This is a genomic window from Patescibacteria group bacterium (assembly GCA_028716045.1).
In the GTDB taxonomy this organism is placed as follows: domain Bacteria; phylum Patescibacteriota; class Patescibacteriia; order JAQUQO01; family JAQUQO01; genus JAQUQO01.
Window position 1 is genome coordinate 1 of the sequence record JAQUQO010000001.1, and the last position, 17795, is coordinate 17795.

Sequence of the window (17795 nt, forward strand, 5' to 3'; positions counted from 1 at the left end):
TAAGCCTTTCCTACCTAACCGAACCCATCCGGGTAAGGTATTATCCCGAGAAATTTGAAGGTCCGGAAGCCAAAAGCACGGTTATTTTCAAATTTTACGACCCGGATGGTAACTTTGTTTCCAACCTAACCTATGTTCTAAATGGCGCTACTGACCATTGGGCCAATATTAATACGATCGCCGGCGGTATTAGTTTTATAACTAATATCAGGAATAACCATAAAGTGGGGGAAATTTCCGAAGTCAGTTTTGACAATATCTTGAAAGATCAAAACAACGGCGCTAAAAGAATCGGCGCTCCTGCCCTCAAGAAAGAAAATATCAGCAAAGTGGAGCTGGAGCTGTGGAGCTGGTACAGCCCCGCCGGAGGAGACGTTAAAGTTTCTTACGAGGGATGGGAAAGGTACGCCTACGTTGATAGCAATGTTAATTTTAAATTTATAGATGTTTTGCATGATGAAAACTTGCAGGAGCGTTCTCCAATTTATAAAGCCCGTTATTTTCCGAGCGATGGTCAAAAATATTTGGAATTATCCGCGCCCCTCCATCATTTTTCCGAATTTACGCAAAAAATTAATTTGGAGCCGGGAACGGAATATATTTTATTAGCCGATGCCCGCGTAAGGGCCGGTAAAAGCTCGCCCATTATAGAGATAGTTGATTCTCAAAACAACACTCTTTTTTCAGAAAGTTTGGATTTTTGTCTGGGTCAGGCGGGTTGGTACCGGTTCGGAGGAGTGTTTTCTTCAAATGGCTCCGAGGCCTTGTTAAAGTTAAAAGTTTTTAATGCGCTAAATAAAATTAATTCCGATCGTGTTGATTTTGACAATATTTGGCTGATTAAAGTGCCGTCCGATTATAGTAGAAAGAGATATTTATCCGATATAGCGAAAGTTTTTAATATCAAAGAAGACAATAAAAATTTTATTCCCACCGCCTTGGATTATTCCAAGCTTTACGGGGAAGAATTCGCGAATGAACTCTCGGCCGCTTATGATGGGCTGGGCGTGCCGATTTACGATTTGTATTTTGACGAAAATAAATTTTATTCCGGGGATATTAAAAGTGACAAGATAGCCGCCACTCTTGTTTATAACGGAAATTCCTATAAAACTAAAATGAGGGTGAGGGGCGATTACGGAGTTCATTCCGTGGCACCCGTCAAGTCGTTGCGAATTGATTTTTCGGGGTCGGAATCTTTTTATGGCAAAAGCTCCATAAATTTAATCAGGCCGTTGGTTCGAGGGTTTATCAATGAGGAATACAGTTATTATGTAGCCGCAAAATTGGGTTTAATTAACCTGGATAATCAATTTGTGTTTCTTAGAGTCAATGGTCGACCCTATGGCTTAATGCATGAAATGGAACAATGGTCGGAGGAATTGCTTGAAAAAAACCAAAAACCGCTAGGTGATCTGTATAGCGGCGAGGGAGATGACATGGGGACTGAAGCGCATATTAATGCTTATAAAAAAGTTACGCCAGTTTTTTGGGATAAGTATACCAAAGACCCTTTTCAGAATAAAAATGATAATACCAACATTCTTTTGCTGATTAATTTTTTGGATTGGGGGATGCTGGACAAATTCGAAGCAATGATTAATATGGAAAAATTTTTAATATGGAATGCCCACGCTATTTTAGTGGGTAGCACCCATCAAGACCAAGTCCATAACAACAGATTTTATTTTGACAATACTTATGGCGGGTTTGAGCCGATACCTTGGGATATGAGGGCTTATTACGGTCCGGAGCAGATAGGCAATATCATATATAATACTTTTGCCGACTTTCTTTTAAAAGATATTAATGTTTTTGACAAAAGGAACAAAATATTATGGGATTATGTTACTGACAAGGATAATGTGAAAGACGACAGGGATTATTATAAACAAGTGTTAGATCAAATTAAAAAGCCGCTTGAAGCTTCAGAAATATACAGTTGGGGTGCGGAAGAAATAGACAACTATAAAAGTATTGAAAAATCTTTGGAGGATACACTTACTTTGATTGCGGAGCACGATAAGCAAATTGCCGATCTTTTATCAAAAAACAATGTATTATCTGTAAATTTTTTAGACATGGGGAAGGGAGACGATGGCGAGCTCTTGGTAAAAATGGCAATCGAGCCGGAATTGGAAGATGATTTTAGTTCTTCACTGCTCCGGGGTATCTCATTGGGCAAGAAATTCGCCGGGAAGAGTTTATCTATTTATGAAGACAGCAACAAAGATGGAATTTTTGATTTGGAGAGCGATGCCCTGATTTCCAGTTTATCAATTGAAGACAGATCGGCTTACTTAGGGCTGGGCGGGATTTTGCCTTCTAAATTTTATTATAATACTTATATTAATATCGCCCCTTACGTTTTAAGCGTTGCTGATTTTAAACAAATGTCTGATTCCGGCTTTTTAAATGATGAGGAAAAATCGCTCCTGTCTTCTGCCTATGAATTTGATGAAAAGACCGGAGCGTATTATTTATATGTAGATTCTAAAAATAGCCAATTAATAAAATTATTTAAAAAAGTTGATTATATTCCCGGCTACACTAAATCCGTTTATTTTTTGAAAGTTGGAGGTGTTGGTAGTATTTTTAATGTTTTAAGTGATGTAAAAATAGATGCCGTGAATGCTACCACGGGCAGTAGCTTAGAGATTAATAGCGAGGCCAGAAAAATGGAAGGATCCATAAAATTGAGCGGAGTGGAAAATTTTTCCGATTCCCTAAGCCTTTCCTACCTAACCGAACCCATCCGGGTAAGGTATTATCCCGAGAAATTTGAAGGTCCGGAAGCCAAAAGCACGGTTATTTTCAAATTTTACGACCCGGATGGTAACTTTGTTTCCAACCTAACCTATGTTCTAAATGGCGCTACTGACCATTGGGCCAATATTAATACGATCGCCGGCGGTATTAGTTTTATAACTAATATCAGGAATAACCATAAAGTGGGGGAAATTTCCGAAGTCAGTTTTGACAATATCTTGAAAGATCAAAACAACGGCGCTAAAAGAATCGGCGCTCCTGCCCTCAAGAAAGAAAATATCAGCAAAGTGGAGCTGGAGCTGTGGAGCTGGTACAGCCCCGCCGGAGGAGACGTTAAAGTTTCTTACGAGGGATGGGAAAGGTACTTAGTTGCTTCGGTTGAGAATGATGTTTTTTTCTCCGGCGCCACTTTAGATGACATTTTCGATAAGGTAGAAAAAGTCCAGGAGCCAAATGTCAGTGACATGGAAACATATAAATATTTGGATAAATCTTTATATACAACAGATCAATTTGCCGCCGAATTCGGTTTCCTAAAAAGGAGCGCCGATTCCCCGAACGAGTTTACTTGGCCGCAAGGGGGATACAAAGTTGAAGAAGATATGATTATACCAAAAGGAATAATATTGATTTTTGAGCCAGGAACAAAAATCAAAATCGCTCCGGACGTTTCCGTGGTGTCTTATGGCGAAGTACGGGCTATTGGTACTGAAGATGAACCTATTGTTTTTACTTCCATGCCTTGGAAAAAGGGGTGGGGAACTTTTGCTCTTTTACGAGAAGGAGCGCGCGGAATATTTGAACACTGCACTTTTGAAAATGGCAACGACGCTTATATCAACGGTATTTATTTTTCCGGCATGTTATCCGTCTATCATGCGGATGCCAGCGTTAAAAAATGTAAATTTCAATACGCTAGCGAGAAAACCGGTGATGATGCCTTGAATTTTAAAAACGGACTTTTTACGGTAGAAGACAGTTATTTTTATAAAAATAAATCTGACGCCATTGATTTTGATTTTTCCAAAGAGGGCTCTAAAATAATAAATAATTATTTTTTAAAAAATGGCGGTGACAGTATAGATGTTTCGGGATCTAATTTTGTCATTGAAAATAATAGGATAGTAAAATCCGGAGATAAATGTATTAGTATTGGTGAAAAATCGGATGCGGTGATAAAAAACAATATCTTAGAAAAATGTAATTACGGAGTAGCGGTCAAAGATTCTTCATCTGCCAGAATTATTAATAATAGTTTTATTAAAAACAAAGTGGGCGTGGCAAGTTATAATAAAAAGGAGATTTTTGGTGGGGGAAAAGCTTTTGTTTATAACGCTATCTTCAATGAAAATAGACAAGATTTTGGAGTGGAGGAAATAGAGAAAAGTGATAATCGTTCATTTAATGATTTTTATAAATCAACTTGCATAGTTTATAATTCTAAATATAAATTGTCAGGCGCTAAAACCAGAGAAGTGATAAAAGAACCCAAAAAAAAGCTCCCCTCAAAAAAACAATTATTGATAGCTTATTTAACTGATACTCTGGAGGATGTTGGCTATAAATTTGCGACATTGGTTAATAAGGCGGAAGAAGGTTTGCCGGAAGATAACCCTTTTGGCGGCCTTCCTGCGGGGGTTATAAAAAATTAATTTTAGATTATGCCAGAGAAAAAAAATTTCCTGCCCAGGGAAGAGTACAAATATTATGTTCCACTGTCGGCCTATCCTTTTTTATTGCAGGATTTAAAGAAGTTTGTTCTACGGGATAAAAATGCTCCGAAGAGCGGTGTTTATCAGGTGGCTTCCATTTATTTTGAGAACATGGCATTGAGGTCGTATTTTGATAAAATAGAAGGGCAGGCAAGAAAGATAAAATTAAGATTAAGATTTTATCCCCTAGACGCAGAAAGCCAATTAAATATTGAGTTTAAATATAAAATTTTAGATCAATGTCTTAAGGTGAAAACAAGGGTTGACCCCGCTCTCTTGCCTAAAATTTTAGCCGACAAACCCCTGCCTCCGGCACAGATAAAAAACGATCCGGTTTTATGGAAATTTCTGGAGTTTAAGAAAATAAATAATTTCTGGCCATTTATCCGCATTGATTATAAGAGAGAGGCATTTTTTGCTCAGAATGACCGAGATATTAGAATTACTTTTGATTATGATGTAAGATGTTGTCGTTCTGGTAGTCAGGAGCTGTGCAAACCTTTTATCCCCGCCCTTCCGCCCGGGACAAAAATTTTAGAAATAAAAACCCCGGGTCGTTTCCCTTTTTGGCTTGCGTATCTTATAAAGAAGTATTCCTTAAGAAAAACCAGTATTAGTAAATATTCTTTAGCTGTTCAGAACATGGCTCTCAATAGCTCCTTAAGCGTTAAATAATTTTTAAAATAATTTAACTTAACAAATTTATGTCAATTTCTTCTTTCCTGGACCCGATCGTGAATCCGGTCATCAGTATTGGAACTGTTATTTTTTCTTTTCTCCTCGCCTTTCTTTTTGGGGTGATTATTTCTTTGGTTTATAAAAAAATTCAGCGGGGGTTTTCTTATGACAGTTATTTTTGTTTTACTTTAGTGATGATTGTCGTCATTGTCACCGCTATTATGATCACTATTGGGTCTAACCTGGCGTTATCTTTGGGGTTGATTGGTTCCTTGTCTATTATCAGGTTTAGAACGGCGATAAAAAATACTATGGACATGGCTTTCTTGTTTTGGAGTATCGCTATGGGCTTAGCCGTGGGCGCGCAGAATTACGCGGTGGCCATAGTTGGTATTATTATCATTGGTTTTATCGTTTTCTTTTTAAGTCGGTCAAAACTCTTCTTTAAGAGTAATACTGATTATGTAATGGTAGTGAAAACAAAATCCCAGGAGATGCAGGCAAAAATTTCAGAGATACTGGATAAATACGGTTTGTCGTGGAAAATAAAATCGGCCTTTACGGAGGCGCCGGGTAGTGAAATCACCTATTCAATTTATTCCAAAAAGGATTTAAATGTCAGCGGCGTGGTGGCGGCGGTCCAAGAACTCTCGGCGGTTGAGAGTGTTTCTCTTTTAAGCCCCGATACCAATTTATTCATATAAATTTAAAGGGAAAATGGCCAGAATTAAATTAAGGAATTACCTTCCTTATTTATTGACGCTATTTTTTATTACCGGCCCCTGGTTTTTTAAATCAGGTTATCTTTTTTTTACTGATATGTCTTGGGGGCCGAATTGGGCACCCGATCCCCAAAGCGGCCTTTTTCTTTTATATTCTTTGATTAAACTTTTATCTTTTATCTTGCCCTTAGATTTGGTGCAGAAGATTTTTATCAGTTTTGTTTTACTTGTGGTGATGCTCGGCGGGAAAAAGATAGCGGAAATTTTTCTTAACGATAAAGTGGCGGTATTTTTAGTCAGCTTATTCGCTCTTTTTAATCCTTTTGTCTACGACCGTTTTGGATACGGACAATTTGGAGCTCTTTTGGCCCTTGGCTTTTTAGGTTTAGCGATTGGTTATCTTTTGGAGTATTGGCGCGGCGGGAATAGCCGCCAAATTTTGTGGTCAGGTTTATTCGCCGGCCTGGCTTTTCAATTGTCGCCTCACTTTTTATTTTTCTTTGTTATTTTTTATTCCATATTTTTTTTATGGGGTATTTTGAAAAACGACAGAACGGGAAAGAAAAGGTTGGTTTTTAATACGGTCCTAGCAATTTTTATAGGTATTTGTTTAAATTTTAACTGGTTAGCCGGTTTGTTTTATGGCGATTCCGATTTAAATAAATTCCTTAATTATAATATCTCCGAACAAGATTTGGCGGCGTTTCAAACCTCCGGGTCCACGACCGGCGAGGTGGCGGCCAATGTGGTCATGATGTCTGGTTTTTGGGGCAAAGACCAATTTAGATATTTGGATTTAAAGGGTATTAAGGAAAACTGGGGGAGAAGTTTTTTCCTCCTTTTGCCTCTTATAATTTGGGGAGTGATTGAAGGTATAAGAAATAAAAGGAGCCGTCTCATATCCGTCGGCTTACTGGTATTGTTTCTAGCGGCGGTCATTTTGGCGGTAGGGATCAGAATGCCCGTAGCCAAAGAGATTACGTTTTATTTGTTTGATAATTTCCCCCCCTACCGCGGCTTAAGGGAAACGCACAAATGGGTGGCGGTTATTGTGATTATTTATACGATATTTTTATCACTGGGATTAAGCAGATTTTATCAGAAAAAAATAGTGGTTGATAATAAATTTATTACCTCCTTTTTTTTGGGGGGGCTTATTGTTATGCAGGCCTCTTTCCTTCTATTCGGTTTTAGCAGACAAGTAAATCCCGTTAATTACCCCGAAGATTGGCAGGAAATTAATGAAGATATTGTTAAGGAAAACAATTGTAAAAATAATCTTTTATTTCTGCCTTGGCATATGTATATGAGTTTTTCTTGGGTGGGGAACATAGTTACTAACCCGGCGCCGGTATTTTTCAGTTGCCCGGTTTTAAGCGGGACTAATATGGAATGGGGGGGGATTTATGACAGCGGGTGGAGCAGAGAGGATAAATTAATCAATAACTGGATAGCAACAAAGGGGCGCAATTCGCTTGCTATTAATGAATTAAATATTGGTTATATTATTCTAGCCAAAGAAGTGGATTGGGGCAATTATTTGTGGTTGGAGAATAACAAAGATACGGAACTCTTAAAAGAAACCAAAACTCTTAAACTTTACGTGGTCACTTCTCAATAATATGAATATAAGAAAAGTGTTTCAATTAGTTGTAGATGACATTGCCAAATTTTATGCCTATTTTTTTAGTTTTTATTTTATTTGTGTTATCTTGGCGTTTTTTATTGAAAGTTGGGCGCTATTTTTTAATTGGGGGTATTTTCATTTTTTCATAATACTTCTCGGTATTTTTAGTTTATTTAGTAGCCAAGTAAAGAGCGCTATTTTTTCGTTTAAGGATGCCATCGATCGGGCCAGATTTAAGGACGCGCTAACCCGTTGGCGGGTCATTGTTGGTCGATTTAGAGTTAAAGAGTCAGCTCCCAAAAAAATCCGGACAGTTATAAAAAGTTTATTTGACCTAGGCCGAAGCGCTTTGTTGTTCTTAATTTTGGGGTTTTCATTAAGTCGGGATATCGCCAAGGTGTTGTTTAGGGAATTGGCTAATTTTATCAGGAGACAAATGGCGAGGCTAAAGAAAGGAGATTATATAAAAATAGTTTTAATTATTGTAGTTATCGCTTTTTCTTTATATAAAAAAATTGAAATTTTTGATTTTTTAGTATTAAGTTACGCCCTCTCATCTATTTTATTTGTGATAGATAGTAGGGTGGCGGCGGGAGTTGCTTTAATTTTAATTGCTATGTGTTCTATTTTTTTTATTTTGAATAAGCCGTCTTGGGCCGAATTATTTGCGGTGTATAGTTATTGTTTTATGGCGATAATGATTTTTACAGGAGTAAGCGAATATATCAGGGGGGATATTAAAAGTAATAAAATGACGCAAGCTCAGCCGGTATTTAAAAAAGGGGTAGTTTTAAAAGATTTTTTTAAAAAAGTTATCCACAGGCGGGGTTTATCCACTTGAAAAAAACGTTTTTTTGTGGTATCTTAAAAATATATAAATAAATAGCTATTTCTATGGGGAATCTTTTATTGGAAAAGAAAATTTCCAAATTTATCTTTTCAACTCTAATTATTTTAGTATTTACACTGGTTTTCGGGGGGCCATTATATGCCCAATTCATAAGAACGACCGGTACGGAGGGCTGGGGTTTTGGGTATGGTTATGGCTACGGTGTTGGCTATGGTAATGATGGTGGCACAAAGAGTTATAGAAGTGCCGGCGGATCTGATAATCAGTATCTTTATAATTATGGTTATGGTTATATGCTTGCCGCTCCCGAAGGTGGAGTATATACTGTTACGTCGAGTGATTTAGGGAATTTATTTGAGGCAGGATTAATTTTAGTTGATGGTTCCGACATAACTTCTACAACGGAGGCTACTTTTGTGGATGATGTGACGGTGGAAGTGACGGCTACTGCCGGCACTATCAGTATTGCCATTCCAGAGGGGGCTACGTTTACCAAGACAGCTGGTGGAGCTTTTAATTTTTCTGCTTTAACCTCTTCTGACCAAACCTCTTCAGCAACCATTACCGGGCAATCGATACAAGGTGCGGTGCAGTTTGGTATCCCAAGCGTTGGTTTAACTTCGGATACGGCCGTCACTATTTCTATCCCGGTAAGCACCAGCTTGAACGGCCAGGCCCTCAATGTATTTAAAAGCGATACGAGTGCTACGAGTGGTTGGTCGGTTGCGGCAAGTTGTATTGTTTCCAGCGGAATTTGTAGCTTCTCTACGACCACTTTCTCTTATTTCGCCGCTTCTTCCCCGACTTCCTCTAATGACGATGATGATAGTGGCAGCGGCGGTGGCGGTGGCGGAACGCCAGTGACTGAAGCGGAAAAAACCACTACTCCTACTACAACTCCGACTATTCTTGAAGTTTCCGATATCTTTGTGTCCGATCCTTCCAATGTCACTACTATTTTGAGCACTTTGGGTGTCACTCGCGATACCACTTCTGAAACAAAATATTTAGCGCTCGTTGTCAAAGATATTAAAGAATTTAAACTTACTGCCACCGAAGCGCAGAAGACGGCAATGACTAACTTTGTGACCTATGGTGTTTCCACGGCCACTAAGAAATTCGGCGCTGGTGAGAGAAGGGCTATATTAAGAGATTATTTGGAAACCGTCGGCCGCGCTGATATTATTTGGTCTGATATTGAAAAGATAGCGACTGGCCAAAAAGTAGTTAATCGCAATCTAGCCAAAGAAAGAGCACAGGTTGGTGTAGTATTGAAAGTGTTTGTGAAGATTTATGGACATCAGCCGAATTTCAAGGATGCCAACGAAGACCTCGCTTGGAATACCATGATGTATCGCATTCGTTTCACGAGAGATTTGGTTAAAGAAAAAGCTGGCATAGTGAAATTTAAAGCCAAGTTCTTTAAGAGTCCGGCTTCCCCGTTAGATTGGTCAACTGTCAGAGCGCTGGGCTACATTCAGTAAAAATAGATTAGATAAAAACGTCCCCGAGTATTCGGGGGCGTTTTGTTTTTACGAAATAGTGTATTATAATATAAAAACATAAATTAATTTTTTAGGAGGGGATGTTGCTTCTCAAAAATTCGCAAATTTTTTTTCTGGGGTGTTTATTTTTTATCATCGGCATTGCTTTGGAGCATTTTTGGCAAGCCGATATTTTTATTATTTATGTAGTTGTCTTGTCTTTGACGACGCTTTTAACTTTTATTTGGACACGGCTGAATGTCAGGAACGCGTTTTTGGTATTATTTTTTTTCTTCGTCGGTTTTAGTGTTGCTATTTTGGCGGAACGGGAGGCCAGTAATGTTTTTATTGATTTTTATAATAATAAGGGCGAGATAACCTTCAATGCAACGGTGGCAGAGGAACCGGACAGGCGCGTTGACCATGTCAAGATAGTGGTAAACGCTGATTATTTAGCGGCTACCGGTCAAGCGGTTTCCGGCAAAGTTTTAATAAAAACTCCCCTTTATCCGGAGTATTTTTATGGCGATTTTTTAGAGATTTCCTGCCAGCTCTGTCAGCCGCAGCTGATTCAAGATTTTCATTACGACCAGTATTTGGCCCGTTACGGAATTTATTCGCTGTGTTTTGAACCGGAGATTAAGTCGCTTGGTCAAAATAAAAGTAATTGGTTACTCGGCGGGATTTTTAAACTAAAAGGCAAAATCATTCGTTTGATAAATAAAATTTTCCCTGAACCGCAGGCCTCTTTCTTGGGCGGGCTGTTGTATGGAGCGCGGGGAGGAATTCCGGAAGGTCTGATGGATAAATTTAATCGTACCGGCATCACTCACATCATTGCCATTTCCGGGTATAATATTACGATTTTAGCGGCAGTGAGCCAAAACATTTTAATGGGTTTATACGTTTCTCGCAAAAAGGCATTTTGGGCGACGATTTTTCTGATCTTATTTTTTGTGATTTTTTCCGGTGCGTCTGCTTCAGTGGTGCGCGCCGGAGTGATGGGCGGCTTGGTGCTGTTGGCCCGCCAAAGCGGCCGGTTGAGTAAAGTTAGTAATGTTCTAATTTTAACCGCCGCCCTGATGTTATTCTTTAACCCCAAGCTTTTATTTTACGATGCCGGTTGGCAATTGTCTTTCGCGGCCACTATCGGGCTGGTTTATTTGTCTCCAATTTTTAGTCTCTATTTGAAAAGATTGCCGGAATTTTTCGGCATTAAAGAATCCCTGACGAATACTTTATCCGCAATCATTCTCACTTTGCCGATTATTTTATTCCAATTCGGTCGGTTATCCGTCGTGGCTCCGTTGGCCAACCTTCTTGTTTTGCCGGTTATCCCCTTGGCCATGGCCACCGGCTTTGCCGCAGTGGTGACGGGGTTTATTTGGTTGCCCCTGGGGAAAGTGCTGGGCTGGGTCGCGATTCTCATCCTTAACTATATTGAGAATATAGCCGAGATTTTTTCGTCTTTTTCTTGGTCAAGTTTAGCGATAGAAAATTTTTCCATTGCTTACGTCGTCGGCGGTTATTTGTTAATTGCCGCGTTAATGTTTGGGGGACAAGCAAAGTTGGCGAGGGAAAGACAGTTGTCTTAAATTATATTTTGATTTATGGCTAATAAATTTCGTAAATTATTTTTTCTTTGTTTTGCTCTAATTTTATTATCCGGCACTCTTGGCGGGCTGGTTTTGTGGGACACGGGATATTTTGACCACCGTTTAAAAGTTATTTTTTGTGATGTCGGGCAGGGCGATGGTATTATTATCCGCACGCCGGAGAAGCAGACGATTTTAATTGATGGCGGTCCTGACAATTCCATTGTTTATAAACTGGGCAAGTATTTGCCCTTTTATGATAAAGACATTGAAACGATGATTCTCACGCATCCGCACGAAGATCATTTTATCGGTTTAATTGAAACCCTGCGCCGCTACAAAATCAAAAATATCTATTTTACTCCAGCCGTCGGCGATTCTCCGATATATTCTATTTGGCTTGAAGAACTTAAAAAAGAAGGAGCAGAAGAACATTTAGTCGGAGAGATTTTTGATATACCTCTTGGCGATAAACTCCACTTGAAGTTAATTCCCCCGCCCTCGGGAGTTTTGTTAGACGATTTAAATGATACTTCAATTGTTGGGCAAATGAGTTATGGCAACGATTTTTTTCTTTTTACCGGAGATATGAGCGCCAAGACGGAAGAGGTGCTTTTAAAGAGCGGTTTGAATTTAGAAACGGCTGTTTTAAAAGTCGGTCATCATGGCAGTAAATATTCTTCTTCGCTGGATTTTTTAAAAGCAACAGACCCGGAAATCGCAGTGATTTCCGTCGGGGCCAGAAATAAATTTGGTCACCCCAGTTATCGGACCTTAAAGAATTTAGAAAAATCCGGTGCGGCAATTTATCGCACGGATAGAGACGGCGACGTTGTTATTTATAGCGATGGAGAGAGATTGACGGTCGGCAGTCAGACATTTAGCCAATGAGTTAAGTAAGTTTTGAGCTCCAAATTACAAATAGTACATAAAGGGTAGGTTTTTAAATAATCTTTAAAATTTAAAATCCCCCTTACTCCTTTTGGTAAGGGGGGAGTAAATTCTAATATTTTTAAAGAGTCGAAGACGCGATGACGTCATCGCGTGTATAAAAAGGTTGAGTAACTTTTTCTCCCTTTGCCAAAGGGAGCCCCTGATTCCGAGCACTCGGAATCAGGGGGGGGATTTAAGATTAAAAACTTTTGGAAGCTTTAAAAATTCCCCGTCTTTATTTACTCTCCTCTGCGAAGCGGATGCCGCGGGCGTAGGTCTGTGGGGCTCCGCCGATGACAAAAATTCTATAAGAGTAATTTAGCTTTTTGTTTTAGGGTTTTTTGACATTAGGATTTTGACATTCGTCCAGCCCATTCTAATTTCTAATTTTATATTCCTATACTCTTTCTTCCCACTGCTTGACCCGTTGGTCGCGACCGACGGGTTTTGACCAGTCAGTCGCGACTGACTGGTCTTGCCAAATATTTCAGCTTTGTTATACTGGAATAATTATTTATTAATATTTTTTATGGAAAAAACCCTGGTGCTTATTAAACCCGACGGAGTACAGCGCGCTTTAATTGGCGAGATAATTCATCGTTATGAAAGAACCGGGCTGAAGCTTATTGGGCTTAAAATGATAATCCCCACCGAGGAGTTGATTCGTAAACATTATCTTGTTGACCCGGAGTGGGTGCGCAAAGTTGGGGAAAAATCGATGGCTTCATATCAAAGCAAAGGATTAAAATCGCCCTTTAAGGACCCGTTGGAATGTGGACAGGCGGTTTTGGGAAGATTGCAAAAATATATGTCGTCCGGACCGGTCATCGCCATGATTTGGGAGGGGAATAAAGCGGTTGGTATTGTTCGCAAGATTACCGGCGGAACCGAACCATTGTCTTCCGACGTTGGCACCATCCGCGGCGATTTGACCGTTGATTCTTATGATTTGGCTGATACCGGCGAACGCGCCATCAGAAATCTGATTCACGCTTCCGGCTCCCCGGAAGAAGCGGAAAAAGAAATTGCCATCTGGTTTAAATCCGGAGAAATAATGAAATATAATATCGCTCACGATAAAATCCTTTACGATGTTAATTTAGATGGGATTAGAGAGTAATTATATATTAGCCGGAAATTTTAGGTTGATTTTTTCAACCAAAAATGTTATATTTTAATTGACTTCACCATAATTGGCTCTTGTTTTGGGACAACCTTATATAAAAAAGCTCTATATTTTGTTTCGCCGAGGCGGAGCAATGCGGGCTTACGGCGTTCCGAGCAATCGGGACCCATTGGCAAGCAGCCAAATACAATCCAATTATTGTGGAGTTTTTTTGTCTAATTTTATTCTCTCGCCCTCGGATTTGTACTTAAAGAAGTTTTTTTATTTCGGGCCATAGCGAAGTTGGCTATCGCGCATGCATGGGGTGCATGAGACCGTGGGTTCAAGTCCCGCTGGCCCGACCAATTCAAACATTTTGTCCTATAAAAAACGAGTCCTTAGCGGACCGTTTTTGTTTGATTTTTACATTTTTTTATGAGAGAATTAAGGTGTTAATTAACATCAAAGATATGAAAAAGATTTTATTTATTATCACTATTTTGATTTTAGCCGGAACGGGTTGCGTAAAAATAGAAACAAGGAAATCGCCGTCGGACAATGAGGAAGGAACGGTGGAGCAAACAGCCGCCCTTGCCAACCCGGCCTCGGTTTATTGTGAAGAGCAGGGTGGAAAATTGGAAATCAGGAAAGAGCCAGCGGGAGAAAATGGCGTCTGCGTTTTTTCAGATGGAAGCGAATGTGAAGAGTGGGCTTATTTCCGCGGGGAATGCCAGACGGGGGAGAAAGATGATTCGGCCGGGGGAGAGTCCAAAAATATCGCCAGAGATTGGATTTTAGCAAACTCTCCGACCTATAGGTTTGATGGCGCGGGGTTGAATTTTATGGAGACCAAATCTCTTACTTGTTCCGGTTGTTTTGAACATCTTTTTTCTTTTACCTCCAGCCAAGCGGGCTATGGTGACCGAACCGGAGAGATTTTAGCGCAAATGATGACGCCGCACGAAATCAGAGTGGAAACAAGGAACGGTGCAATAACTTCGGCTATAACTGATAATAAATACGATGAAATAAAGAAAGAACTGCTTCCCGAAGTCAGGGAGGCGAAATCTTTAAAAATAAGTTTAATCCCTCAAAACGATTCGGGCGAAGCTGGGGTGGCAGTGGTGGCGGCCACTCTCAACGAAACAGAAGTTTTAATTGAGTTGGCTTCTTATCCCCTAGACCCCCAGCCGGTTTATATTCAAAAAGGCAGTTGTGCCAAATTGGGCGAAGTCAGTTATAAATTAAATTCCGCGACGGAGGGTAAGTCAAAAACCATTCTTAATATATCCCTTGATGATTTAATGGCTTCTTTGCCCCTAGCTATTAATGTTTATAAGGACGCGGCTTCTTCCGCTTCCTGCGGCGATATTCTGCCCTAGTTCGGCGATTATCTATATTCTTAACCCCTCTTACCCTCCCCTTACCTTAAGGGGAGGTCATAAAAATCCTCCTTTTAAAGTAAGGCACCTTTTCTCTTCCGCCCCTCTTAGAGTAACCTGCCTACGGTTCGACTGAGTTCACCGAAGTCCGGCGGGCAGGGAGGGGTTGGGGGGGGGGGTTAGGGAGGTCCTTTTTAGCGCCTAGTATTTATGCTATAATAACAGCAAGTATTAAATAAATTTTTTAAATTTATGTCTATCAAAAAAGTTGAGGTAGGAAGACCTGTTCCGTTCGGCCCTGAGCCGGCTCCGGATATGATTTCCAAAATTTTGGATGTTATCTCGCGGTGGAGCATTTATCTCCTCGTTTTCTTAATGCCGCTTTTCTTCCTGCCCCAGATAGTTGACTCTCTATATTTAAGCAAGCAGTTTTTAGCCGCGGTTTTTGTTCTCTTAAGTGTTATCGCCCTCGTGGCCAGAGTTCTTTTTAAGGGGGATAATGCGCCGCTGGTGAAAACTAGACTTAACTTTTTACTGCTGTTATTTGTCATCGGTGTGGCCTTGAGTTCGGTTTTTTCCGGCGCCAAATATCTAAGCTTTTGGGGATTCGGCGGCAGCGAGCCCTTTACCGGCTTGTCGGTTGCTTTGGTCGTCCTTTTTTACTTTTTAGCCAGAACTCTTTTTATTGACAAGGAATTTTTAAGAAAGAATTTATTGCTTCTCTCACTGTCTTCCACTGTCTTATTTTTAGGCACGATTGCCATCGCTTTTTTGGTCGGGGTTTTTAAAATTTCTTATTTTATCAATATCTTCGGTACGGCCACCTGGAATCCGTTTGGCAGTGCCAATGCTTTGGCTATTTTTGCGGCCGTTTCGTTTGTTTTTGCGGTCGGCATTTTATTTACCAAGAATACTTTGGGAAGGGGCTTTAAATTTTTGCTGGCGCTGGAAGCCGTTTCCGCTCTCGTTCTGCTTCTCATCACCGGCTATCGGAACGCTTATTTGGCCGTGGCTATAACTCTTTTTGTTTTTATCGGGATTATTTTTGCTAAATATAAAAATGAATTCATCAAAAAAATAAATACTCCGCTTCTGCTTTTCACAGTTTTTCTTTTATTGTTTATTTTCAGTTTTTCTTTGGCCAGATTTTTTATTGTTCCCGTAGAAATCAGTCCAGATGTCAAATTATCTTTTGAAATCGGTTGGAAAGCGATGAGTGAAGGAGCTAAAAATTTTATTCTCGGTTCGGGACCAGCCACCTTCGCCTATGATTTTGCCCGCTATAAACCAGACCTGCTAAATCAGACCAATCTTTGGAACGTCCGGTTCACTTCCGGTTATGCCGCCATCCCGACTTTAATGGCTGAACTTGGTCTTTTAGGTCTTGTATCTTTAGGCGTTTTTGTCCTTTACCACTTGTTTCTGCTTTTAAAGAGAGCCATTAATTTGCGCGGCGGGGAAGATTATTTCTTTAACGGAACCTTTTTGGCCTTTTTAGTGCTAGCCATTTCTCTCTTTATTTATCCGCTTAATTTTGTGACCTTCTTTTATTTGTTTTTCTTTTTGATTTTGGCTTTAGTCATCGCGGGCAAAGTCAGGGGAGAAACGGAAATTTTTTCTTTTGACACTTTGGCCCACAAAGCGCTTATCGGTGCCCTGTCTTTGATTGGCGTGTTAATAGGCGCGGCTTTTATTCTCTTTATTTTTTTAAGCCATTTCCGGGCCGAGATTAATTATACCGAGGGTTTAAGAAAATTGTCCGCCGGTGATACGGGCGGAGCGATAACAAGTTTTTCCGAGGCCCTCAAATGGTATCATGATGATGCTTATTACCGCACTCTGGGTATTACGATGGTGAGCGATTACGTGGGGAAAATTAACCGCGGGGAAATTAAAGAGGATGGATTGGCCGCTATTCAGACCGGTTTTCAGAACGGCATTGGCTTTGCCAAAAGAGCTACGGAAATTAACCCTTTGGAAAGAGAAAATTGGTTCTCTTTGGGCGCGATTTACGAGAATCTGATACCTTTTGTCACTAATTCCGCGGACGCGGCCGTTGTCGCCTATAGCGAAGTGGAAAAATTAGAGCCGATGAATCCGGTGATTTATTTAGCCAAGGGCCGCACGTATCTTGCTTACGCTAATTTCTTAAAGCAGAGTATTAAGCAGGCCGAAAGCCAGCAAGATGTAGACAAGGAAGCCATAAAAAAATCCCAGGAAAAGTCCGATGAGTATCTTAATAAATCTTTGGAGCAATTGAATTTAGCCATAGAAAAAAAAGCTGACCTTGAGGCAACCTATCTCGTTCTGTCGCAGTATTACGAAGCCAAAGGGGAAATAGATAAAGCCATTGAGAATCTGAAAAAGGCCAGAGCGTTGAATCCGCAGAATGTTAATTCCTTGTTTGATTTGGGCCGGCTGTTGTATAACAATAAGGATTATGACCAAACTATTACGGCTATGGAAAATATCTTGAAAGTCGTGCCGGAGAATGGCAACGCCCTGTTTATCCTCGGACTTTCTTACGACGCCAAAGGGGAAAAGGAAAAGGCGTTGACAACATTTAGAAAGTTAAAAGAAATTGCTCCGGATAACGAAGATGTTAAGAAGATTTTGGATAATTTAGAAAAAGGGTTACCGGCTACGAGTCAGTCAGGCGGTAGCGGAGAAATTGTTCAGCCAGCGGAATAGAAATTGGAAAATAGAATTAAATAGTTAGAATACAAAAAGGAGCGCCTAAGCGGTGTCCCCTTTTAAATTGTTAATTCAGATTCTTCGTCCCGAGTTCTTTGGGCTCAAAATAACATTGAGCAGGCGGCTTAAGATGATGCAGAAGGGGATTTGAAATAGTAATAAAATAAAAGGAATCAGAAACGGTAGAAAGTAGGGTTCAATAGAGTAAAGAATTTGAGAAATCAGAGAAGTATTTCCTTGTGGA

Annotated in this window: 11 protein-coding genes and 1 tRNA gene; all 12 read left to right on the forward strand. The window is 40.0% G+C overall.

Going from position 1 to position 17795, the window contains the following annotated elements; all coding sequences use genetic code 11:
- The coding region (locus tag PHG22_00005; GenBank protein ID MDD5490167.1) for a CotH kinase family protein at positions 1–4421 on the forward strand (4421 nt) is incomplete at its 5' end.
- Positions 4422–4430: 9 nt separating this feature from the next.
- Positions 4431–5156, forward strand: a complete 726-nt coding sequence (locus PHG22_00010; protein ID MDD5490168.1) for a polyphosphate polymerase domain-containing protein — start codon at positions 4431–4433, stop codon at positions 5154–5156.
- A gap of 29 nt (positions 5157–5185) precedes the next feature.
- Positions 5186–5863: a DUF4956 domain-containing protein gene (locus PHG22_00015; protein ID MDD5490169.1), complete on the forward strand. Its 678-nt coding sequence runs from the start codon at positions 5186–5188 to the stop codon at positions 5861–5863.
- Between the two features lie 13 nt (positions 5864–5876).
- Positions 5877–7502, forward strand: coding sequence for a hypothetical protein (locus tag PHG22_00020; protein ID MDD5490170.1), 1626 nt, complete (start codon positions 5877–5879; stop codon positions 7500–7502).
- 1 nt (position 7503) lies between these two features.
- Positions 7504–8349 (forward strand): hypothetical protein, encoded by an 846-nt coding sequence (locus tag PHG22_00025; protein MDD5490171.1) that lies wholly within the window; start codon positions 7504–7506, stop codon positions 8347–8349.
- A 53-nt stretch (positions 8350–8402) separates the two neighbouring features.
- A complete protein-coding gene (locus tag PHG22_00030; protein ID MDD5490172.1) occupies positions 8403–9842 on the forward strand; it encodes a hypothetical protein in 1440 nt (479 codons plus the stop codon).
- 101 nt (positions 9843–9943) lie between these two features.
- Positions 9944–11437, forward strand: coding sequence for a ComEC/Rec2 family competence protein (locus tag PHG22_00035; GenBank protein ID MDD5490173.1), 1494 nt, complete (start codon positions 9944–9946; stop codon positions 11435–11437).
- Between the two features lie 15 nt (positions 11438–11452).
- Positions 11453–12328 (forward strand): MBL fold metallo-hydrolase, encoded by an 876-nt coding sequence (locus tag PHG22_00040; protein ID MDD5490174.1) that lies wholly within the window; start codon positions 11453–11455, stop codon positions 12326–12328.
- A gap of 571 nt (positions 12329–12899) precedes the next feature.
- A complete protein-coding gene (locus PHG22_00045) occupies positions 12900–13490 on the forward strand; it encodes a nucleoside-diphosphate kinase (GenBank protein MDD5490175.1) in 591 nt (196 codons plus the stop codon).
- A gap of 273 nt (positions 13491–13763) precedes the next feature.
- Positions 13764–13840, forward strand: a tRNA-Pro gene (locus tag PHG22_00050).
- A 105-nt stretch (positions 13841–13945) separates the two neighbouring features.
- Positions 13946–14857, forward strand: a complete 912-nt coding sequence (locus tag PHG22_00055) for a DUF333 domain-containing protein (protein MDD5490176.1) — start codon at positions 13946–13948, stop codon at positions 14855–14857.
- 252 nt (positions 14858–15109) lie between these two features.
- Positions 15110–17548, forward strand: coding sequence for a tetratricopeptide repeat protein (locus PHG22_00060; GenBank protein ID MDD5490177.1), 2439 nt, complete (start codon positions 15110–15112; stop codon positions 17546–17548).
- Positions 17549–17795 lie beyond the last annotated feature (247 nt).

Coding starts and splice junctions, on each gene's coding strand:
- PHG22_00030 (MDD5490172.1), top strand. CDS start 8,403: ATGGGGAATCTTTTATTGGAAAAGAAAATTTCCAAATTTATCTTTTCA.
- PHG22_00055 (MDD5490176.1), top strand. CDS start 13,946: ATGAAAAAGATTTTATTTATTATCACTATTTTGATTTTAGCCGGAACG.
- PHG22_00060 (MDD5490177.1), top strand. CDS start 15,110: ATGTCTATCAAAAAAGTTGAGGTAGGAAGACCTGTTCCGTTCGGCCCT.
- PHG22_00035 (MDD5490173.1), top strand. CDS start 9,944: ATGTTGCTTCTCAAAAATTCGCAAATTTTTTTTCTGGGGTGTTTATTT.
- PHG22_00015 (MDD5490169.1), top strand. CDS start 5,186: ATGTCAATTTCTTCTTTCCTGGACCCGATCGTGAATCCGGTCATCAGT.
- PHG22_00020 (MDD5490170.1), top strand. CDS start 5,877: ATGGCCAGAATTAAATTAAGGAATTACCTTCCTTATTTATTGACGCTA.
- PHG22_00010 (MDD5490168.1), top strand. CDS start 4,431: ATGCCAGAGAAAAAAAATTTCCTGCCCAGGGAAGAGTACAAATATTAT.
- PHG22_00040 (MDD5490174.1), top strand. CDS start 11,453: ATGGCTAATAAATTTCGTAAATTATTTTTTCTTTGTTTTGCTCTAATT.
- PHG22_00045 (MDD5490175.1), top strand. CDS start 12,900: ATGGAAAAAACCCTGGTGCTTATTAAACCCGACGGAGTACAGCGCGCT.
- PHG22_00025 (MDD5490171.1), top strand. CDS start 7,504: ATGAATATAAGAAAAGTGTTTCAATTAGTTGTAGATGACATTGCCAAA.